20 protein-coding genes and 1 pseudogene are annotated in these 22,181 nt (G+C 43.9%); 5 read left to right on the top strand and 16 right to left on the bottom strand.

Going from position 1 to position 22,181, the window contains the following annotated elements:
* Position 1 precedes the first annotated feature (1 nt).
* The 7 genes from HXT35_RS03860 to clpB all read right to left on the bottom strand — a co-directional run bounded on the left by HXT35_RS03860 (position 2) and on the right by clpB (position 8,496).
* Entirely contained in the window at positions 2-850 is an 849-nt protein-coding gene (locus HXT35_RS03860) for a hypothetical protein (RefSeq protein WP_004133988.1), read from the bottom strand.
* A gap of 58 nt (positions 851-908) precedes the next feature.
* Positions 909-2,249, bottom strand: a complete 1,341-nt coding sequence (rmuC, locus tag HXT35_RS03855) for a DNA recombination protein RmuC (RefSeq protein WP_004133987.1) — start codon at positions 2,247-2,249, stop codon at positions 909-911.
* A gap of 54 nt (positions 2,250-2,303) precedes the next feature.
* The gene (locus HXT35_RS03850) at positions 2,304-3,035 is read right to left on the bottom strand and encodes a hypothetical protein (RefSeq protein ID WP_004133984.1); all 732 of its coding nucleotides are present in this window, start codon (positions 3,033-3,035) and stop codon (positions 2,304-2,306) included.
* On the bottom strand, positions 3,025-4,581 hold the full coding sequence (locus tag HXT35_RS03845; protein WP_421787881.1) for a hypothetical protein: 1,557 nt from the start codon (positions 4,579-4,581) through the stop codon (positions 3,025-3,027). The genes HXT35_RS03850 and HXT35_RS03845 overlap by 11 nt, the downstream gene beginning before the upstream one ends.
* A 71-nt stretch (positions 4,582-4,652) precedes the next feature.
* The gene (locus HXT35_RS03840) at positions 4,653-5,420 is read right to left on the bottom strand and encodes an ABC transporter ATP-binding protein (RefSeq protein WP_421787879.1); all 768 of its coding nucleotides are present in this window, start codon (positions 5,418-5,420) and stop codon (positions 4,653-4,655) included.
* Between the two features lie 26 nt (positions 5,421-5,446).
* Positions 5,447-5,608 carry a hypothetical protein gene (locus HXT35_RS03835; protein ID WP_004126360.1) on the bottom strand — a complete coding sequence of 54 codons (162 nt, stop codon included), beginning with the start codon at positions 5,606-5,608 and terminating at the stop codon, positions 5,447-5,449.
* Positions 5,609-5,901: 293 nt separating this feature from the next.
* Positions 5,902-8,496 (bottom strand): ATP-dependent chaperone ClpB, encoded by a 2,595-nt coding sequence (gene clpB / locus HXT35_RS03830; RefSeq protein ID WP_004126363.1) that lies wholly within the window; start codon positions 8,494-8,496, stop codon positions 5,902-5,904.
* 339 nt (positions 8,497-8,835) lie between these two features.
* On the opposite strand from clpB, the pseudogene HXT35_RS03825 reads away from it, so the two are divergent.
* Positions 8,836-9,650 (top strand): annotated as a pseudogene (locus tag HXT35_RS03825) (fumarylacetoacetate hydrolase family protein).
* A gap of 25 nt (positions 9,651-9,675) precedes the next feature.
* Here HXT35_RS03825 and HXT35_RS03820 read toward each other — a convergent pair.
* The 5 genes from HXT35_RS03820 to HXT35_RS03800 all read right to left on the bottom strand — a co-directional run bounded on the left by HXT35_RS03820 (position 9,676) and on the right by HXT35_RS03800 (position 13,099).
* A complete protein-coding gene (locus HXT35_RS03820) occupies positions 9,676-10,464 on the bottom strand; it encodes a YggS family pyridoxal phosphate-dependent enzyme (protein ID WP_004126370.1) in 789 nt (262 codons plus the stop codon).
* A 31-nt stretch (positions 10,465-10,495) separates the two neighbouring features.
* Complete coding sequence (locus tag HXT35_RS03815) at positions 10,496-10,804, bottom strand: hypothetical protein (RefSeq protein WP_004126374.1); 309 nt, start codon at positions 10,802-10,804, stop codon at positions 10,496-10,498.
* Positions 10,801-11,094, bottom strand: a complete 294-nt coding sequence (locus tag HXT35_RS03810; protein ID WP_230455179.1) for a hypothetical protein — start codon at positions 11,092-11,094, stop codon at positions 10,801-10,803. Before HXT35_RS03810 ends, HXT35_RS03815 begins: the two co-directional genes overlap by 4 nt.
* A gap of 58 nt (positions 11,095-11,152) precedes the next feature.
* Entirely contained in the window at positions 11,153-12,202 is a 1,050-nt protein-coding gene (locus HXT35_RS03805) for a glutamyl-Q tRNA(Asp) synthetase (protein WP_032843368.1), read from the bottom strand.
* 165 nt (positions 12,203-12,367) lie between these two features.
* Complete coding sequence (locus HXT35_RS03800) at positions 12,368-13,099, bottom strand: MIP/aquaporin family protein (protein WP_004126384.1); 732 nt, start codon at positions 13,097-13,099, stop codon at positions 12,368-12,370.
* A 634-nt stretch (positions 13,100-13,733) separates the two neighbouring features.
* Between HXT35_RS03800 and HXT35_RS03795 the strand changes: the two genes are divergently transcribed.
* From HXT35_RS03795 to upp, 4 genes are all read left to right on the top strand, one after another.
* Positions 13,734-15,971, top strand: coding sequence for an RNA degradosome polyphosphate kinase (locus HXT35_RS03795; RefSeq protein WP_004126387.1), 2,238 nt, complete (start codon positions 13,734-13,736; stop codon positions 15,969-15,971).
* Positions 15,972-16,266: 295 nt separating this feature from the next.
* Entirely contained in the window at positions 16,267-17,445 is a 1,179-nt protein-coding gene (locus HXT35_RS03790) for an NUDIX hydrolase (RefSeq protein WP_004126403.1), read from the top strand.
* Between the two features lie 46 nt (positions 17,446-17,491).
* Positions 17,492-18,145: a hypothetical protein gene (locus tag HXT35_RS03785; RefSeq protein WP_004126406.1), complete on the top strand. Its 654-nt coding sequence runs from the start codon at positions 17,492-17,494 to the stop codon at positions 18,143-18,145.
* 290 nt (positions 18,146-18,435) lie between these two features.
* On the top strand, positions 18,436-19,074 hold the full coding sequence (upp, locus tag HXT35_RS03780; protein ID WP_004126409.1) for a uracil phosphoribosyltransferase: 639 nt from the start codon (positions 18,436-18,438) through the stop codon (positions 19,072-19,074).
* A 183-nt stretch (positions 19,075-19,257) separates the two neighbouring features.
* Here upp and HXT35_RS03775 read toward each other — a convergent pair whose 3' ends face one another.
* From HXT35_RS03775 to HXT35_RS03760, 4 genes are all read right to left on the bottom strand, one after another.
* The gene (locus HXT35_RS03775) at positions 19,258-19,677 is read right to left on the bottom strand and encodes a type II toxin-antitoxin system HicB family antitoxin (protein WP_004126412.1); all 420 of its coding nucleotides are present in this window, start codon (positions 19,675-19,677) and stop codon (positions 19,258-19,260) included.
* The gene (locus HXT35_RS03770) at positions 19,677-19,874 is read right to left on the bottom strand and encodes a type II toxin-antitoxin system HicA family toxin (protein ID WP_004126415.1); all 198 of its coding nucleotides are present in this window, start codon (positions 19,872-19,874) and stop codon (positions 19,677-19,679) included. Before HXT35_RS03770 ends, HXT35_RS03775 begins: the two co-directional genes overlap by 1 nt.
* Before the next feature lie 80 nt (positions 19,875-19,954).
* Positions 19,955-20,752: a type 1 glutamine amidotransferase gene (locus HXT35_RS03765; protein ID WP_004126419.1), complete on the bottom strand. Its 798-nt coding sequence runs from the start codon at positions 20,750-20,752 to the stop codon at positions 19,955-19,957.
* A gap of 5 nt (positions 20,753-20,757) precedes the next feature.
* The gene (locus HXT35_RS03760; RefSeq protein WP_004126422.1) at positions 20,758-22,176 is read right to left on the bottom strand and encodes a Mur ligase family protein; all 1,419 of its coding nucleotides are present in this window, start codon (positions 22,174-22,176) and stop codon (positions 20,758-20,760) included.
* Positions 22,177-22,181: the final 5 nt, after the last annotated feature.

Raw genomic sequence — 22,181 nt, 5'->3', positions numbered from 1 at the left:
GCTAGTCTTGGCAGCCGTCAGTTGCGCAATCGCCTGTGCAACCTGACTTGCAGTGACCGCCACAGCAGTTGTCTTCACAGCATGGCTCAGTGCAACCATCATGAGCACAATCACCCGTGCACTCTACTTTGCAATGGCCACCGCAGCAATTATCTTCACAGCATGGCTCAGTGCAACCATCATGCTTGCAATCTCCTGTGCATTTAACCTCGCAATGACCGTCACAGCAGTTGTCGTTGCAGCAATCGTCGTGATCTGCATCTGCGCGTAATTCTTCTTCATCGAAAGCTTGAACAAATGCCATTTTAGTACTCTCCTCACTTATTGGATTTACTAATTGAAGATGCCTTGTGCCTTGTTCGTCGGCGTCAACACCACCAATTAATGCAACTATAGCAAGAATTTGCGCGCCTTGCTGATTAACAATGCCAAAATCAAGACTTAATTCATTGCCGTGTCGTAAAGTCACAAGCGAAGAAGTTTGAACATACGATTTTTCAGAAAGCCAAGAGTCAAGTAACAATACTCGCTTGCCTTTAACAGACGGGCCTTTTGTTGCAGGGAAAACAAAATCCATAACGAAGCCGTCGAGTGCAATTCCTCTACGTTCTGCAGCATGAATAAGCGCAAAAACCATCGGCACTGCAGCAGCAGTTAACGCACCAATAGCGTCAACATCGCGTTCTAACGAATACCCAGCTTTCTCAATTGCATCAAAAAGAACATCACCAACCAACTTGGAGCCGCGCTGAGCAAAAGTAACAGAAAACAGTTCGCTAAATGGTTTCGCACTCATATCCGCACAAAGCATGCGCTTAAGTTCCGCGCGTTCCTCTTGTAATTCCGTCATTATTACACTCCTTAGCGTTTAGAGTTGTTCAATTTTTGATGCTTTGATGTTTTTATGCTTAACGATCTTCTACTGATACTTCCGGAGCGCTCAGCTCTTTAACATCAGCTTTATCAGAATCTATAAGATCTATTGAAGCAATAACTTTACTTTGATCTAACTTCTGAAGTTTACGCGCTGTTACCAACACTCGCGACTCAAGCGAGGAAGCAAACTTATTGTAAGCTGCAACCGTTCTTGCCAAAGATACGCCAAGTTTTGAAGCATTTTCTCCAAGAACTGCAAAGCGATCGTACAATTCTCGAGATAAATCGAAAAGTTCTTTTGCATCATCTGTAAGACTTTGCTGCTGCCATGCGTACGCAACAGACTTAAGCACAGCCCACAAAGTAACTGGGGAAGTGAGTGCTACTTTTTGCGCAAAAGCATCATCCATAAGCGTTGGGTCCGCTTCAAGAGCCGCCTGAAGCAACGCTTCGTTTGGAATAAATGCAACTACAAAATCTGGTGCTGTTTCAAAAGCCTGCCAATATGCTTTAGCTCCCAATACTCTAACGTGTTCTCGCAAAGCCTTAGCGTGCGCTTTTAGAAGCTCACTTCTTCTAGCTAATTCTTCGTCACTTGCATTATCTGGTATTTCGCAAGCGCGCTGATAATCCGCATATGGAACTTTTGCATCAACTGGAATTGTTTTGCCTCCTGGCAGATGCACAACCATATCTGGTCTCTGCTGCTCACCATTTACTCCAGTTACAACAACCTGCGTATCAAAATCAACATGTTCAAGCAAGCCTGCGGATTCCACAATATTCTTTAGCTGAGCCTCGCCCCAAGCTCCGCGAACCTTGTTATTTCGCAATGCTGCAGAAAGCGAACTTGTTTCGCGGTCAAGCCTTGTTTGCTGCTCGCTTAAGCCTTTAAGCTGAGTGCTCAGCACACCCATTTCTTGCTTGCGTCCTTCTTCAATCTGCGAAACTTTATTCTTCAGAGCTTCAAGATTGTCTTTTACTGGAGCAAGCGCTTCCAAGACTTTACCTTGCTCTTTCAAAGTCTTCTCACGATTTAATCGTTCGCGTTCTTCTCGCTCTGCACGCAATTGCTCTTCGCGATTCACTCGCAATTGTTCTGCTTGCTGCGCCTTAGCAAGTTCTGCTTCAACAAACTTTAATCGCTCAGCAAGCTGCTCTGCTTGTGTGCGATATCGTATAGCCTGATTGCCATTTTCTTGCGCTTGAGCGCGCGCTTGTTCATACTGCGAGCGCAATTCGTTAAATTCGCGTTGGTTTACGCCATTAGTGCCTTGCGTTCCAGAGTTGTGCTTAACAATAGCCAGCACAATAACAGCGGTTATTGCTACAGCAGCCACCATTAAAACAAGCATCACAATATTATCGAACATACGTTCTATTAAACACTATTGAGTTGACTTTTGAAATATAATTAGACACGTCTTTTAAGCGCGTTCAAAATAAAGCAATCCACGTCCACACGTGCCGCTCCATAGGCAAACTGCAATTATAGTAAGCACAACAATGACGTATAACAATATGGATTGTCCAGGAATTGCAGGCAAAGTTCCAGAAGGATACCATCGCAAAATCAATCCAATTTTACTTTGCAAACCTTGTGTGGCAATGTTCATCACCGCTAAAAAGACACCAAATGCAAGGCCGTAAAACCTTCCAAAACAGGCTAATCCAATCATTATTAGCACAATATCAATCCAAGCATTACCTAAAATCATCTGCAATGTACTCAATAACTGCAAGTCAATTATACGAACAATTAACACTGAAGCGCCGAATGAAACAAACAAACACAATAAAGCAGCACTCAATGCATATATTCGCAGCCTTTTCATCACGAAACGTTCCCACGATACCATAATCGGAGCAAGACAAACGAATGCCGCGGTAATAAACCCAACTACAATAACTTCATACAGAGTAACAACAAAATTAACAGCACTACTACCAGATTGACATTGGAACGTTATACCTTCTACCGCATTATGCACATTAGCAGAATCTGGCAAACAAATATAACCAACATAAACTGGCAACTGCGTTACAAATGATCTGAATATAACAAACATTAAAGAGGGAAGGACTACGGACAATAAAATTGCAACGATTGCAACAATATAATGCCTACCTTCAAGCCAAGCGCGAAAATTATTTTTCATGCTTATCACCAAGTTCCGATAAGACTTGTTGTGGAGTTATGAGGCATTGATTAAGTTCTTTAACATGATTTTTTACAAATTGTTTCAGCTTAGCATCATCAGCATTATTAATACTCATAGCCACTTTATCGTTTGCTTCACCTGGAATAAATCCATATGACCCATACACATCATTACTTATACGAGAAGGAAGCTGAGCAAGCAAAAATGCTGTAACAGAAGCGTTTGAATCAAGATTCTTTTTTACATATACTTCTTTCATAGCACTTGATGCACATTTTGCAGGCACAAATCTTTGTAACACTTCTTGAGCGATACCAGTCATATCACCATATTTCTCAGAACGCCTAACAAATGTATCTGTTTGTTGTTGAATAACAGTAGCTTTAAGATTACGTAACTTTATTAAACCACTATTAGTAAGATTCCAAGATTTTTCAGTATTTGTTGGAGTAAACGCATTCCCCAGTACAAGCACAATTCCTTTGCCTTGCGAATCTCTCTGATTCTTAGGAAACCAAGAAGCAACAGTTTTCAAATGTTTAACAGCACGAAGTTTACGAATATAAGCTTCTTCAGGATGTACACAAACAGAAAAAGCAGTATCTTTAAACGTCGTACACTGAGGCACAAAAGGTCCAGAGCGAATCCAAGGTTTTGGACCCCACATAGCTATACAACAAGCACATACTATTGGCATAATTAAAGAAATACTTATTGCTTTTATACGCCAATAAGATCCCTTTTGCCAAAAATATCTAATATGCGCGCAACAAAGAATACATGAAACGATAACAACACACACAAAGAACGTGCGCAAACCCACCAACCATGGGTTCATTCGCAAACCAGGCTCGGCGCCGATACCAGCGTCCGACACTGGAAGTATTGCGTATAAACTACTACCCCAATATCTAGGAAAAATATCTCCTTGAGGTATGGTGCCATTACGCATTATAATGACGCCATAAATACAGCACCAAATTATTGCAAAAGATAATAAAGCTGAGAATACAATTGCCCAACGATTGCCAATAATTACTCCTAAAGTAAAACCAATTGCAAAAAATGCACTTGGCGTCACGCCTCCACATAATAGTGGAAAATACGGGAAATTTGTAATATTTACATCACTCTGAATTACTGTTGGCAATATACTTACGCAATATAACAAACTGCACAGTATAGCGCCTTTTAGTATAGGAATAGCGTAACGACTGGCTGATTTTCCTGCACACCACGCAGGATTAACCAAACATCTAGGCGAGCAAGCTTTACACGAACACCATGCGCCAAAAATGCAAGCAACAATATCAGACAAACAATGCATCCACGTGACATCAATTCTTAACCAAAGCGCATAATTATTATTATGCGCTAAAAAATTTGCCACACCCAAAAAAACAGGATATGCAATCAAAAATAAGCTAAAAATACAACTGCTTATTAGAGATAATGGGGACATAATATGTGAAACAATTGTGCACTTCTTATGATTTTTCGTAAAAAATCTGAATTCAGTTAAAAAGTTAGAATATTGACGCATATTTAATCACATCCCTACTTGCTACCACATTAACGAAATAAGAAACTATACATATCTAGTTACTGCTACTACTAATTTTTATGAAATTTAGATAGCAAATGCCTATACCCTGATTCCCATGGAGTTACCATAAGATCTTCACGATTAGCATATTGAAGAAGATTATCCATTTTCCCATCAAGCAATATAATTCCTTCATTAAGAACTATAACCCGATCCGCAATTACTGCTAAATCTTCTACTAAATGTGTACTGACAATAACAGTATGCTTTTGCGAATAAGACTTAAGAAAATTACGAATATCAATACGCTGCTCAGGATCTAAACCAACAGTAGGCTCATCAAGTATTAGTACTGCAGGCTGACTAGCAATCACACAAGCAATACCAGCACGCTGACGCTGACCTCCTGATATTTTAGCAACTATGCGATGTGCTTGTTTTTCCAAGCCAACCTGTTTGAGAGCATTCCAAGCAGCTTGATACGCAGCACTCCACGATAAACCTCGCGCCCATGCGGCATATTGAACATTTTTTAACACACTCGATGCATTCATAAGTTCAAATGATTGTGGCAAATAACCAATATTTGACCGAGCTTTAGCCCTTTCCGCACGACAAGTTACGTCAAGGCCATGCACAAAAAGTTTCCCACTAGAGGGAGCATAAATAGTCGCTATAACGTTAAGAAGAGTAGTTTTCCCAGCACCATTTGGCCCCAAAAGACCACATATGCCAAAAGATAAATCTATAGAAAGATTATGCAAAATTTGTTTTTTCCCATACGAAAAATTCACATTAACAAGTTGCACATCTGAGCCCATATATGATTCTTGCATATCTCACCACTTAATAACTAAACTACTTACCTACAACTTCGTATATTTTCTCTGTCTATTCCAACTACAGAACCACTCATCTGAGCATAAGCTGACATTGGCATAGCATAAACAATAGTAGAAAGCGCAACTACTGCAAATCCTTCCTTTGCGAACATATTCGTATCTCCATTTTCAATCTGCTTCATAACGTATTCAGCCTTGAATACATACACGCATTTTATAATAATTCAATATAAAAAAATAGATTTTTACAAAAAGCAATTAAAATTTTAAAAGATACGCATATCCGATAATGCCAATTATCAGCAATAACTAGAAAAATTAAGGGGGAAATCCACCTTTTTATTTCAAGTTCATTCTACAAATATTTTTTATTCAGATACAAAAATAGCGTGCCGTCTACTGGAAAATAATCCAATAAACAGCACGCTTTGTTTTATTTGACTACATTATTTGACTACATTAAATAATGCATAGATTACGCAATCTTGAGAGTTACATGGTCGTCGCTCTCTGCGCAATCCGCAACTACGTGAGCGCCATCATGCACCTTGCCAGAAAGCAGCAATCGCGCAAGCTGATCGCCAATTTCCGTTTGAACCAATCTACGCAACGGACGAGCACCGTAAACTGGATCATAGCCATGCTCCGCAAGCCAAGCGCGAGCAGAATCACTCACATCCAAGCTAATGCGGCGGTCGCTCAAGCGTGCAGCCACTTGACGAACTTGAATATCCACAATTCCGCCAAGCTCTTCGCGGCTCAACGGATGGAACATAACAAGCTCATCCAAACGGTTAATGAACTCTGGCTTAAACTCAGCGTGAACAGCGTTCATAACAGCCTTGCGTTTAGCAGCATCATCCAAGCCCTCTTGCACAAGGAATTGCGAACCCAAGTTTGATGTCATAATCAAAATCGTATTCGTAAAATCAACCGTTCTACCCTGACCGTCAGTCAAACGACCATCATCCAAAACCTGCAACAAAACGTCGAATACTTCTGGATGCGCCTTCTCAACTTCGTCAAAAAGCACTACAGAATACGGACGTCTACGCACAGCTTCAGTAAGCTGGCCGCCTTCCTCGTAGCCAATGTAACCAGGAGCAGCACCGATTAGACGCGAAACGGAAGCCTTTTCCATGTACTCGCTCATATCAATGCGAACCATTGCACGCTCGTCGTCAAACAAAAAGTCGGCAAGAGCCTTAGCAAGCTCCGTCTTACCAACGCCAGTAGGACCCAAGAACAAGAAGGAACCAGTTGGGCGATTAGGGTCTGCAATTCCAGCACGACTTCTGCGCACAGCATCCGCTATAGCCTGGATTGCTTCGCTTTGGCCAACAACGCGCTTAGAAAGCTCTTTTTCCATGTTGAGCAGCTTCTCATTTTCGCCTTGCATCAAGCGACCAACAGGAATGCCCGTCCATTCGCTAACGACTCCAGCAATAGAATCAGCATCAACCTGATCCGGAACCATTGGCTCTTTCGCTTCACTCTTAGCGTTAGAGGCCTCGGACTCCGCTTCTTCCAAAGCTTTTTGAATGCTTGGGATTTCGCCATACAAAATACGGCTTGCTTGTTCCAAGTTGCCTTCGCGCGTGAATTTGTCGGCTTCTACGCGCTTAGCGTCGAGTTGCGCTCGCAAATCACCAACCTTGTTATGGCCAGCCTTTTCCGCATCCCAACGCGCTTTCAATCCAGTAAGCTTTTCGCGCGAGTTTGCTAATTCTTCCTGCAACTTTTCTAAGCGTTCGCGTGCAGCAGCATCTTCCGCCTTCTTTAATTGCATTTCTTCCATTTCAAGACGCGTAACTTTGCGCTGCAATTCGTCGATCTCTTCTGGCTGTGAATCAAGTTCCATACGCAAGTGAGCTGCCGCTTCATCCACCAAATCAATCGCCTTATCTGGAAGCTGTCTGCCAGTAATATAGCGGTTTGAAAGCGTTGCTGCGGCTACGATTGCATCGTCACTAATAGTCACCTTGTGGTGTGCTTCGTAACGTTGCTTAAGTCCGCGCAAAATCGTCACAGTATCTTCAACAGACGGCTCGCCAACAAACACTTGCTGGAATCTGCGTTCAAGCGCAGAATCCTTTTCAATATGCTCACGATACTCGTTAAGCGTAGTTGCGCCAACCAAGCGCAGCTCACCGCGCGCAAGCATTGGCTTAAGCATATTGCCAGCATCCATTGAACCTTCTGCAGATCCTGCTCCAACAACAGTATGAATCTCATCAATAAACGTAATAATTTGACCGTCCGATTGCTGAATTTCCTTCAACACTGCCTTTAAGCGTTCCTCAAACTCGCCGCGATACTTCGAACCTGCAACCATCGAAGCCAAATCGAGACTGATAAGACGCTTGTTTTGCAAAGTCGTAGGCACATCTCCTGCAACGATTCGCTGAGCCAATCCTTCTACAACTGCCGTTTTACCAACGCCCGGCTCTCCAATTAGCACAGGATTGTTCTTCGTGCGGCGAGAAAGAATCTGAATCACGCGGCGAATTTCCTGGTCTCGTCCAATTACTGGGTCGAGCTTTCCTTCGCGAGCGCGCGCAGTCATATCAACAGAATACTTTTCGAGCGCTTTGTAGTTGCCTTCAGCATCCGGACTCGTAACTTTTGCGCCACCGCGCACAGTTGGCACAACCTTACGCAACACGTCTGCGGAAACGTTGTGCTTTTTGAAAATATCCGCAACAGAGTTTGGTTCGCTTGCAACCATGCCGATAAGCATGTGCTCCGTAGAAACGTATTCGTCTCCCATTGCGCGCATTTCTTTTTCTGCCTGGCTTAGCGCAGCCAAAAGCTGACGACTTGCATCTGGCTTAGTTGTAGTTGAACCAGTAGATGAAGGCAATGCCACTAATGCGTTACGAATTTCAGAACCGATTTGTTGCGCGTCCGCCCCCGCCTGAGCAATAAGCGCGCGAACGACGCCCTGCTCTTGGCGAAGTAAGGCATCCGCCAAATGCAAAGTGTCAACTTGCGCATTGCCAGCAGCCGCTGCACTTTGCACAGCATCACTTAATGCGTCTTGCGCTAATGTTGTAAACTTTTGTTCCATATCTACCTCATTTCCACGAAAGCTCTAAAACACACTTCAGTTAAGTCAAATCGCTGCAACTTTTATTGCAACTTTTATTGCAACTCTCGCTGCAATTTCAAGCTTTTTGACGATACTTTCGAGTTCTAACGAGCTTTCACTTTCATGTATCTGATACGTATAACAGATTTTCCTATAACTTTATTCCTAAAACTTGAGTGTACTAGACTCAAGTTTTATTTTCAAGAACTTTCAATCGCAAATAATTTACGCAAATAATTTAATTAAGCAGCAAGCAAAGTTTAGTTAAGTATCAAGCAATGCTTAATTAAGTAGCAAATATGTCGTAATCTTAAAAGCATGAGAATTGCACGTTTTTCGTATAATGAAGTTCCGCAATACGCTTTCGTTCAAAAGACGAAACCGACGGTAAAGATTATTTAGTAGCGCTTGAAGGGCATCCTTTAAGCCCGCAAGGAGTTAAGCCAACTGGTAAACGTTACGCGTTGGATGCGGATGGCGTGCGCTTGCTTGTGCCTGTAATTCCTTCAAAAGTTTACGGATTGGCAAAAAATTACGATACGCGTTCCGATGACGAGCGCGCTACTTCTCCTGCGGCTTCTTCGCATACCGCCGCAGATATGGTTATTTTTACAAAGCCGAGCACTTCTGTAATTGGTCCGGACGATCCGATTGTGATTCCTGCTTACTCAAACGACATGAATTTTGAGCCAGAAGTGGCAGTTGTTATGGGCAAAATCGCCAAAAATGTGACTGCAGCTACCGCAATGAACTACGTTTTTGGCTTTACTTGCGTAAATGACGTAACTTTACGAGATTGCGCAGGAAGCGACCCAATGTGGACGCGCGCAAAAGGTTTCGACACTTCTTGCCCACTTGGACCTTGGATTACAACCGAGCTAAATTGGCGCGATGCACATATTTCATTTACGCTTAATGGTGAAAATGTGCCAGAAGCCGACGGCACTACAGCTCGACTTATTCACAGTATTCCTGAGCAAATTGCTGCAATTTCAAGCTTCTCAACGCTTCTTCCAGGAGATGTGATTTTGACAGGAACTCCATACCCAGCTGGAACTTTACGCGCTGGTGACGAAGCGATTGTGCACGTAGATGGTATTGGCTCGCTGCGCAATGTGATTGTGCATGCGTAACTAAAATCATCAATTTGACTTAAAACTACACAAATGCGCGCGGGCCAAAGATTGCCGAACCGATTCGAACCATAGTAGAGCCTTCGGCAATCGCCCACGCAAAATCGCCGGACATTCCCATCGAAAGCTCTAATTTTTCAGAGTCTTGCGCGAGTTGCCCACCTACACAATCTCTAATTTCTCGCAATGCTGCGAAACCACGTCTTACTATTTTTTCATCATTCACGCGCGCTCCGAGCGTCATAAATCCGCGCAAATTAAGCGACGGCAGACTAGATATAGCGAGCGCTTCGTCAATCGCACGTTCTGGCGCACACCCCGATTTTGTAGCTTCTCCAGAAACGTTCACTTCCAGCATAACGTCTACGCAAAGTCCCAAATTTTGCGCTCGAGCAGATATTTTTTGCGCAAGTTCAATGCCGTCAACCGACTGAATACCATTTGCAAGTGGTAAAACTTTGTTTATTTTATTGCTTTGCAGTTGACCGATTAAGTAGAGCGGAATTTCGCCGTTCACACCAACGCTTAAACCTTCTCTAGCAGCTTGTGCGCGTAAAATCTCGGCTTTTGCAACGATTTCTTGTGGGCGATTTTCCCCAATTACTCGCACTCCTGCTCTGAGCGCTGCCATGATTTCGCCAGCATCTCGCGTTTTAGTTGCGGCAAGCAGTGTAACCGACTCAGCTTTGCGACCATAATGCGATTCGGCTTGAGCAATGGCGTCTTGCACGCTGTGCACGCCGTCGGCAATTTGACGCGCACGAACACAATCGACCTCAGTATTCGCTAAATCTTTTTGCGTCATATATGCCATTTATTGCCCCAATCTAATCTCATAAAAACAGTCACACTAATTGAGGAATTTTATCACTATATTTACGACGTGCAGCTTCTGCGGTAACTCCAAGTGCCCGACCTATTGTATTCCAAGACTGACCATTTTTGCGACTTTTGTACACAGCGTTGTTTATCTCTTTTTCAATTGCGTGACGGCGATAATTCAATCTGCTCAATTCACGAGATGGATCCCAGCGAGAATCCAAAGTTGGATCTCCTAGATCTGGTTCCGATTTTGCTTCCATTTCTTTTGAAATAATCTCGCCATATTCCGCAAGATCTTTTTGCTCTTCTTTACTCAGTTCACTAAATTTCATTTCAACCCTTCCTTTTCCAAATATCCTTTTCTTGCTTTCATCGCGTGAACTATAAGTTCTTGCGGAAATCCACGTCTTCTTGCTGTGCCAATCTCGTACCAAACAGCGCCAGAAACTCCTGGTCCCACATACATTATTGTTGGTGGATTTCTATCATAATTTACATCCACAGGACCTCTTGATTCTCGATACGCATGAAGTATGTCGTTTTCTGAAACCCCATGCTTCAAAGCTGATGGCAAAATAATTGGCTCTTCATATTGATCCATGCACACAACATTACATGCCAATATATGTTGCCGTCAAATATTGGCAAATAATATATGCAATTATATGCAGTGAAATACATTAGTCAAGGAAGGGCACGGATTTGTCGGCTAGGTTTGCGCGAACAGAATCCCACGGCGTTTCGTCGCTTTCAAATAACGCAAGCGCATCGGCAGCACTCATATCTACCGGCTGATTTTGCCCAGGCTTTTTGTATCCCAAAAGATACATGCAGTAGCCAATCATACTCTCAGCGCTCCAGCCAGATTCACGAAGCGCACCGACGTCTAGCGAATGCTTGCTTTTTGCGAGCCGCTCGCCTTGAGCGTTATCAATTAGCGGCAAATGTGCGAATTTTGTCTGCGCATAACGCACGCCGTGAGCCGCAAAAAATCCCGACTTTTCAAGCAACTCGCCAATCCAAATTTGAAGCGCTGCTGAACGAAGCAAATCGCGGCCACGCACAATATCATTTACTCCGCTCAAAACATCGTCAACAACAACCGCAAGCTGGTAAGAGAAAACGCCATCCGCTCGACGAATAACCATGTCACCTAAATCGCGGTCAATGTTAAAAGATTGCGCGCCAAAAATCGCATCTATAAAACTCACATTTGCTTGGCTTAAATCAGCCGGTGGAACAGCAAGCCTTAAGGAATGTTGCTGATTATTTTGCAAACGCTTTTCGATTTGCACCAAACCTTCCGCAGTTTTGCGAAGATTTCTGCACGTACCCGGGTAGCGTATAAAACCATCGCCTTCTTGCGGAGCTGCAATCGCGCGAATATCGGAACGCGAGCAAAAACAAGGGTAAATTAACGAATTTCCGTCGTCGTCTTGCAAAGATTCTAGAGATTCAAGAGCTTCTTGGTAGATTGCGATACGCTCATGCTGATAAGTAGGTTCTCCAACCCAATCAAAACCAGCCCATTTTAGATCTTCAATAATTTGCTCACTCGCGCCTTTCGGCATTCTAGCAATATCGAGATCTTCCAAACGCAAAAGCATTTGACCACCCTGCGATTTCGCAGAAAGCCAAGCGGCCAACATTGCTACCATGTTTCCAATATGCATACGCCCAGAAGGAGTTGGCGCAAAACGACCAATGGCAATAGTTGACTTTGAAAACATTATTTCGTCTTTCTTAATATCTTTATTAATTAATAAGCATAAACTTGCAAAACATAAACTTGCAAAATAAAAAGCGCGTAACGCATTCATACTAGCATTACGCGCTTCTTACAATCGCGATCAACCGCAATCAACCGTAATCAATCACAGTTAAAAGCAAATGTTTTATGCAAATAACGACTTATACATAAGCACACCCAAAATTGCGCCAGCCGTAGGAGCAACAACTGGAATCCACGCTTCACCCCAGCGAGAAGATCCCTTGTGTGGAATTGGCAAAATTGCGTGAAGCAAACGCGGCATAAGATCACGCGCAGGATTCAAAGCAGGACCAGTTGGGCCGCCCATAGAAGTCACCAAACCCCAAACAACGAAGCCGACTACGATTGACGCACCGGCCAAATTCGCCTTACCCCATGGAGATTCAAGGCAGCAAAGAGCTGCCAAAACAAGCACGAGTGTGCCAAAGAACTCATTGAGGAAGTAGTTAAGCTTGTTATTATAGGCATCCGTAGTGCAGAACGTACCAAGAATTGCTTCTGGCTCCTCAGTCTCGTTGTAGTGCGGCAAATACGTTACGTACACAATAAGCTGTCCAACCAACGCACCCAAAAGCTGAGCTACAATATAAGGCGCAACGTTTTGCCACTCAAACATTCCATTTGCAGCTTGCGCAATCGTCATAGCAGGATTGATATGCGCTTCGGAAATTCCTCCGAACATTAGCACTGGGAACATCACGCCAAAACCGTAGCCCATGGCAATATTTAACCAACCAGCATGGTGTCCTTTAGTATTTTTTAATTCAACATTTGCAACAGCACCGTTTCCAAAAATCATAAGAATAGCAGTGCCAATAAATTCTGCAGCCAACTTCGTCATAAACGAATATTGCATGGTCCTTCGATCCTTCTTACCTGTTTCAAACTCCGCACACGTAATCACGCGTATAAATAACGACTCGTCGCTTAACAATCGTCCAACAACTCGCAATTGCGATTAGCATAGCATGGAACACAATATATACTCATTTTCAAAGAAGCTAAGAAAATGAATTCCAACAATTATTCTTTGATAGTTTCCCTTATGCGTGCGACAGTCTGAGTAAGCAGTAAAATCGCCCCCCACATCAAAAGAGGCCCGCCACTTTGGCGAGCCTCTCATTTACAAAAACAATATTTGCGGTTTCATCTTCACAACATCCTCGTTGCAACGGTTAAAGTCTTAAATATCCCGTCCAACGTACACGGATTCTATATCCATACACTTTTGTGGGTTACCGCTATCTCTTTTTTGTTTTTGTAATTATTATTATCATCGTTTTTCACCTAATAGTAAAGCTCAAAATAGCATTTGTTAACATATTGTCAATACTGTTCAATTGCACTGAAAAAATCGTAGCTATTGCACACTTTTGTGAATATGCAAAGGTTATCATGTGCGTTTACGTTCGAATTGAACAAATGCCGGCGTGTCGAATCACTCGACACTCATTCGCGCACTTCCCTTACAGCGCATACAATTACAGAGTATGGTACAGATTTTTGACGCTCCCTCAAAGGCGATACTGCGCGGTCAAATTGCCGAACACATCGCCGAAGATGAAAAAGCAGAAAAGCGTGAAGCTCGTGAGGGCGAGCTACCGTTACCAAAAGATCGTTTCTTTGACCGCGAGTTAAGCTGGTTGAAGTTCAATCGTCGCGTGCTTGAGTTGGCACAAAATACCGATTTGCCGCTACTTGAACGCGCTAATTTTGCTGCTATCTTTGCGTCAAATCTCGACGAATTCTTTATGGTTCGAGTTGCAGGCTTGAAGCGCCGAATCGATTCTGGCATAGCAGTAACTGCAGCATCCGGCTTAAGCCCTCGCCAGCAGTTGCGTGCTATTAGTGAGGTCACTCACCGTCGCCAAGATGAGCACGCTCACTATGTTATTGAGCATATTCTTCCTGAGCTTGCAAAGCAGCGCATTGTTTTGCTCAGCTGGGATAAACTTACAGAATCAGAAAAAGCTCGTTTGTCTGATTACTACAAAAAGCAAGTGTTCCCTGTTCTTACGCCTCTTGCAGTGGATCCTGCTCACCCGTTCCCGTACATTTCCGGCAAGTCTATTAACTTGGCTGTTATCGTCGAAAATCCAAATTCTGGAAAGTCGCATTTTGCGCGCGTAAAAATTCCAGATAATTTGAATCGCCTTGTACCAGTTGACGATTTAACAGACGAAGAAGGTCGCGAAGAGCGTTACGGCTTCATTACTATGGAAAAGCTGATTGCAGCACACTTGGAATCGCTTTTCCCAGGCATGATTATTAAAGAAGCCCGCTCCTTCCGCGTTACGCGTAACGAGGACATTGACGTTGAAGAAGACGACGCAGAAAATCTGCTCAACGCTATGGAGAAGGAACTTCTTCGACGTCGTTTTGGACCGCCAATTCGTTTGGAGATTTCTAACGAAGCCAGCCCATTCCTTTCTCAGTTGCTTGCAAATCAGCTTCGCGTAAGTCCCGAGGAAGTATATCGCTTGCCTTCGCCGCTTGATATGACTGTACTGTTTGAGTTGCAGGCGCTTGATCGCCCTGATTTGAAGTATCGTCCGTTTATTCCTACTACGAACCGTCAGATTGCGGAAGTTGAAACTAGCCACGCGCAAGATATTTTCGCCTCGATTCGCGAGCATGATATTTTGCTTCATCATCCTTACGATTCGTTCTCTACTTCTGTGCAAGCATTCCTCGCGCAGGCTGCTGCAGATCCAAAAGTGCTTGCAATTAAGCAGACTTTGTATCGTACATCTAGCAATTCGCCAATTATTGACGCTCTTGTTGACGCAGCTCATGCTGGAAAGCAGGTGCTTGCTCTTGTTGAGATTAAGGCGCGATTTGACGAGGATGCAAATATTGCTTGGGCACGCAAGCTCGAACGTGCAGGCGTTCACGTTGTGTATGGCATTGTTGGCTTAAAGACTCACTGCAAGCTTTCGCTCGTGGTTCGTCAAGAAGCAGAAGGGTTGCGCAGATACTGCCACGTTGGCACAGGTAATTACAATCCTAAGACTGCTCGCCTTTACACGGATTTGGGATTGCTTACTTGCGATCCTGTAGTTGGTCAGGATTTGACTCGCTTGTTTAATCAGCTTTCTGGTTACGCGCCAAAGTCGAGTTTCCACCGTTTGCTTGTAGCTCCTCGCACAGTTCGCACTGGCATTATTGCTCGCATTCGCCGTGAGGAGGCTGCAGCTCTTGCTGGCAAGGAAGCGTGGATTAAGATTAAGGTCAATTCTGTGGTTGATGAGCAGACTATTGACGCATTGTATCGAGCTTCTCAAGCTGGAGTAAAGATTGATATTGTTGAGCGTGGAATTTGCTCACTGAAGCCTGGCATTGAAGGTTTGAGCGACAATATTCGCGTTCGCTCTATTCTTGGCAGATTCCTTGAGCACAGCCGCATTTACGCTTTTGCTAACTCTTGCGGTCCGCAAATTGGTGACGGCCCTGCAAGCGGCCCAGAAGTGTGGATTGGCTCGGCTGATTTAATGCACCGCAATCTTGACCGCCGCGTTGAAACACTGGTTCGCATAAGTGCACCAGATCAGGTTGAAGCGTTGCTTCAATACATTGATTTGCAGATGGCTGATTCTACTGTTTCGTGGTGGATGGATGGAGACGGCACGTATACCTTGCATTCTCGCGATAAGGAAGGTCGTCCGCTCGTAGACAGCCAGGCTTACTTAATTCACACTCACACGCGCAAGCCTCGCGGTGCGAACTAAGCGCAAGTAACTAATAAACGATAAGCAAGAGCCGGATTCAGTAATATGTTTCTGGCTCTTGTTGTGTTTATTAACCCTTATGATCTGGCTAAATCTCAAGCGTTCCAGCAGCCAAATCTTCTACAATATTATTTGCCAGTTTTGGGAAGTTTTTTACGCTGCAATTTGCCAGTTTTATGATAATTTATGGAGTGGCAAAAAATAACGGCACTTTCGGCACTGTTACGAATGCGTCAAAAGTAAAAGATTACGGCACAACTAAAATTTGCGAAAGAAAACCGCTAAAATAGTGAATATGAGTGCAGTAACGACGCAATATGTTGAAGCAGCTGGCGGAATTATCTACCGCTTGCGCGATAGTACAAACAGTTCAAACGCAGGCGAAGAGGCAAAACTAGGCAGCATTCCAAGAAAGCCACTCAATGCAATAAAGCCTAGCTACGATGATTTTGAGCTTTGCCTTGTTTACCGTCCTAAATATGACGATTGGAGCTGGCCAAAAGGAAAGAATGAGCCGAACGAATCACATCGTCACACAGCCGTGCGCGAAGTTGGAGAAGAAACAGGGTATTCAGTCACACTTGGTCCGCACATTGCCAAAATAGAGTATCCCCTTGAGCGCGAAGGCAAAAAATCTTCCAAGAGCAACACATCAAATAGCAACCGAAGCTGCAATCCCCAGCCAGAAGTAATAAAGCGAATCCACTACTGGATGATGCGATTAATTGACAAGCCGGCTGCAGCAAAGCGTCTTCCTGCTTTCGGACCAATTAAGCCGGCGAAACCCACTGAAATAGGCAATGTTTTATGGCTTACTCCTTCTAAAGCGCGCAAAAAACTTACTCACGATAGCGACCGCGAAGTACTGGACGCTTTCTTAGAAAAGCTCCACGCAATCCAAGGAGAATATAGCACGCTGCTTTTGGTGCGTCACGGGAAAGCTGAGTCTCGAAAAACTTGGCAAGGAAGCGAAGCAACTCGACCAATCACACCTCTGGGCGCTGCCGCTTCATACGCTCTAGGCCGCGAACTTGCATGTTACGCGCCGAATAAAATCATATCGTCACCTTGGAAGCGTTGTTTAGAAACGGTTGCGGCTTTTTCGCGCGATTCTTCACTTCCTATAGAACAGGTTGCGGAACTTACTGAAGATCATCACGAGAAACAGCCAAAATCTACGTTATCTGTGCTTATAAAAGAAATACAAAATCTTGAGAGTAACGCACAAAATACAAGCGCAGCTAGCAACGCAATCGCAGCAAACAACGCAACAGTCATGTGCTTGCACCGCCCAATTATTGGCACTTTCTTCGATTATTTGCGCGAAATAACAAAACCTAGAGCACACAAGCGCATACTCAGCCAAAAATCACCTTACATGCCAACTGGAAGTGCCGTAGTTTTGCACATTATTAACACTCCTAAAGGCGCTCGTATTATTGATATTGAAAAGGTTACTCCAAGTGTCTACTAGTTTAAATTCGCAATCGAGTTCCATTCATTCAAGCAGATCTGCTTTTATGCCAAGCCCCACTGGCTCTGCCCGCCCAAGCCGACCTGCACAAATGGATCCTGCAATGCTCGCGCAGATTGAAGGAGGCACGGATCCGCATGTTGTAAACGAAATTAGCCACACTTCCTCCGCCGTCCTGCTTAACCGCGTTCATAAAACGCAATCGCCGGAAATTGTTGAGCGCGTGCTGAATTTGGTTGAAAATGAAGGCATTGAAGTTATTGCAGATTTGTGGAGTCACGCGGAGGCTGAGTCTCTTCCTGGAATGTTGTGGCGACTGTATTTACTGCGCATGTCTTTACGAAAACAGCGCGAAGCTTACGCTGAGTACTGGAGTCTTGGCGAGCCTGAAACTACAAGTGCATCAGCTATTACAGGAATTGATGAGACTCCTACCGGAGAAGATATTGCGCGACTTGCAGACTCTATTCTTTCCGGCGCTTTTACAGGCGATTTTGCTGTAGCACTTTACCGATCTTCAGCTTTTACTTCGATTATTGCGCGCGGAATGCGAGTTTACGCAAAAAAGTTAGACGAGCAAGCAAATACAATACACACGCAAAAAATTGCAAAGGTTTTGCACATATCCGCAAATATGCACGCGCTTTCACTATCTTTTGCTCATGGAGCAAAATTGTGGCGAGCAGGAAAGTTAGAATAAATTATTTTCGATTAAAATTGTGCGGCGCGTGAAAACAGAAAACAAGGTATACTCAAAATGATGCTGGCTTGTGTTTAAGCCCCGGGCTCCATTTTTTGCCGCTGCGAGCGGCGTTTGCGCCGACAGGCGCTTTCGCAAGTCAGTATCGTTTCTGTTTTGAATTTTAGATTTTAGATTTTGCTAGATAAGTTTAAATAAAATATATTTTTACTAACATTTGTTTATATTTTGCGCAAAAATAACGGCACGCCGCTAGCTTAACGTGCAATGCTTGCACTAATCTAGAAGGTATGGATCTTCATGTTTTACATCATCCGCTGGTGGACCATAAGCTCACCGTTTTGCGAGATAAGAATACACCATCTAATATTTTCCGCGAGTTGGTTTCCGAATTGGTAACCCTCGAAGCTTACGAAGCAACCCGCAATTTGGAAGTTAGCGATCGCGAGATTGAAACTCCTATTTGCAAGATGACTGGCAAGCATTTAAACCGCCCACGTCCAATGGTTGTGCCGGTTTTGCGCGCTGGTCTCGGCATGCTCGACGGCATGACTCGCCTTCTTCCAACTGCTGAGGTTGGATTCCTTGGCATGAAGCGCGACGAGCAGACGCTCGATATTGTCACTTATGCCAACCGTTTGCCAGAAGATTTGACTGGTCGTCAGTGCTTCCTTCTTGACCCAATGCTTGCCACGGGTGGCACTTTAGTTGCTGCTACACATTACTTGGCTGAGCGCGGCGCTAAGGATGTTACTGCTATTAACATTTTGGCGGCCCCAGAGGGCTTGGAACGCCTGGAGAAGGAGATTGATCCTTCTATTGACTTTAAGGTTGTTGTTTGCGCTGTTGACGAGCATTTGAACGACAAAGCTTATATTGTTCCAGGTCTTGGCGACGCTGGCGATCGTTTGTATGGTTTGATTGACTAATAGTTACTAGTAATAGTCACTAACTAAATCAAACAAAAGCTAGAATCTAAAGCTAGAATCTAAAAACTACAAAATAGCCTGCTGATTTGCAACACTTTGCAACTTTCAGCAGGCTTTTGTGTTTGTATTAATTGATTAATGCGATGCTGCATCACAAATCAGATAATATAACTACTAATACAACTAAGCTTTATTCACAGCTCCTTTAGCATATAAAGCTTCTAAAGCATCGCGCAAAGTACCACTGTAGCTGATGCCAGCTTTTTGTGCCCAAGTGTCAAGCCAAGCTGGAACAGTAACATTTTTACGAACTGCATGAGAACCGTATTTTGCAGCATAGGAATCCATATCAAGCGCAACCATAGACAACTTTGAATTAGGATTTTCTATAACAATATCACTAATATCACTAGCTTTTGGCGCAGTCTTACCACTTTCGAGTTCTGTAAGAACCCATCCACTTGCTGCATCTTCTGCCATAATCAAAGCATCCGCAAGGTTACTGCCTCCAGTTACACACCCTGGCAAATCAGGGACTTCTGCAACAAAACCTCCGCTATTATCTTCGTATGGAGTAAGAATAACAGGATACGCTAATTTCATCATTTCACCTTTGTTTCATTAATTCCCGCCTGACGCCAGATTGACTTAACAACTGATGTGTTAATATCACCTGGATGTTTAGGTACTGTGACTTTACCCGTTTTAGTTTTATGCACGAATTGGCAATGACTTCCACGCTGTGCAAAAAGTATCCAGCCGTCCTTCTTAAGACGTTTTTCAATCTCTTTGTATCTCATAAAAAGATTATACACACTATGCGCATAAAATAAAATAATTAATCAAATTTCTACTAAATCACGTATACGCCTATGTGTATTTACCGCGGACGAGTTATGGCCACTTTGCGAGCGCGGTCTGCTAATTCGTCTAGTTTCGCAAGCTCCGCGCGTTGAGAATCAGTCTGCCTTGGAGCAAATTCACCGTAACGATTTTGTACAGCAGTACGAATTAAAAAGTCAGCCAAACGCGGATTTTTTGGCAAAACTGAGCCGTGCATATAAGTGCCGATAACGTTGTATTTTCTAGCGCCTTCCGTGTGGTCTTTGCCATTATTTCCGCAATTTTCACCATCAACAGAGCCAAGCGGCTGCGTACCACTCTCCAAGCTTGTGCGCCCAGAATGGTTCTCGTAGCCCACAATATCGCCAAAATCGGCACTATGCTCTACTAAATTTCCAATCATGCGCACGTCTTGACCAACCGTATGCTCGCCAAGTATTCCAATTCCTTGAAGCTTTTGGCCTTCAACGGTTTCAAAATACTCGCCAAAAAGCTGGTATAGCCCGCAAATCATAAGCATTGGAACGCCAGCTTTTGCAAGCCCTCGAATCGCATCCGCGCGCGCAAATAAATCTTTAGTGACTCTGCTTTGACCATGATCTTGACCACCGCCGCCAAGAATCATATCCACGCGCTCTGGCCATAAATCACCAACATTGTACTCGTGAAGCACGGGCTTGTAACCGTACAATTCCGCTCGGCGCATAATCGTAAGCACATTGCCGTAGTCGCCGTAAATATTCATGTCTTTCGGATACAGCGACACAATATCTAGCTCGCGATTTTCGTTTTCAAAAGTAGCATTTGCTTTACTAATATCACTGGAACCATTCATGACAACTACTTTCCAACTCCAACGTCTTTAACTTCCGCAAGTTGCGCTAAAGCAGCGCGCACGCGAAGCATTGCAGTATACGTGCAGTATATGCGTTTTGCATTTTTCACGTTGCCGCTAAAATCACCGTTCACGAAAGATTTAACGTCTTCTTCCAAATCCGTATTCACATTGCGAGACGAGACCTTATCATATTGCAGACGCAAAGCCATATCCCATGCGCGAGTGCCAGAAACGCACGCAACTCCCGCGCTTCTAAAGCTTGCAAAATCAACGTCCCACAGCCAGCTCATATCTCTACCGTCTGCATATTCGTCGCAAATTGCAATCATTATATCGTGATTTTGCGGATGATCTGAAGCGATTGCAAGCCTAAAACCAATAGGATTCTTCACTAAAACAAGCTCAACAGGAGCGCCATTAACTTCAATTACTTCGCCTCTACCAAAAGCAGGAGTTACGTGCGAAATCGCTTCCATAAGCGCATCGTCATCGAATTTTTGCAGCGCAGAATTCTGTTTTGCAGCGTCCGCTAAGATAGCTCGAACTACTGTTGCTGCAGCGGCAGCGTTGAAAATATTGTAAGCGCCGTCAAGTTTTACAGATGTGGTTTTACGCTTGCCATCAAGTATAAACTCAGCCTCGTGGTCTCCAACTTTTGAAAGCACAACGTCTGCTTTAGGAAGATTGCTATCTTTCCCTACTGCACCGTCTTCGCAATTTTCACTTTTTTCAGTGCTATTGTGCAAATCATCATCAGTTGGGAACATGCTTTTTACAGCATCATCTAAACCAAAATATTGCACGCGAGCTCCGGAAGGAACAAAGCTTGCGAGCGCACGAATACGTGGATCCTCACGGTTTAGCACTACCGTTTCTTCGGTTGCAGCAGCTACGTTGCTTAATAGTTTTGCGGTTGTGTCAATTTCGCCGAATCGGTCGAGCTGATCTCGCATAACGTTTAGCAATAAAGAGTAACGAGGCTTGATTTGATTTACGAAATGCACTGCATACGCTTCGTCAAGCTCTAAAACTGCAATATCTGCGTCAAGCTTTGTGCCAAAAGCCGGCATTGTTTTTGCAAGAGCTGCAACTACTCCTCTAGTAAAGTTTGAACCGGTTGGATTGGTAAATACGTTAAGTCCTGACTCGCGCAGCATAGAAGTTACCATACGCGTTGTGGTAGTCTTGCCATTGGTTCCAGAAACGAGCACTATTCCGTATGGCAATGCGGAAAGAGTACGTGCTAAAAAGCCTGGATCGAGGCTCTCAATGACTTTACCAGGTAATGCGCTTCCACCATGGTGAAGCAGCCTAGAAAGCGCGCAAACAAGTTTCCCAACAGCAGGCATGGCAAAGCTGTACCAATGCTTATGCAAATCTTTGCGAAACTTTTTACGCGATTCATGGTCGCCGCTTGACATACTAA

Source organism: Gardnerella sp. DNF01141, assembly GCF_049244255.1.
In the GTDB taxonomy this organism is placed as follows: domain Bacteria; phylum Actinomycetota; class Actinomycetes; order Actinomycetales; family Bifidobacteriaceae; genus Bifidobacterium; species Bifidobacterium vaginale_E.
The sequence above is the reverse complement of the archived record's forward strand: the minus strand, read 5'-3'. Positions and strand labels throughout refer to the sequence as shown.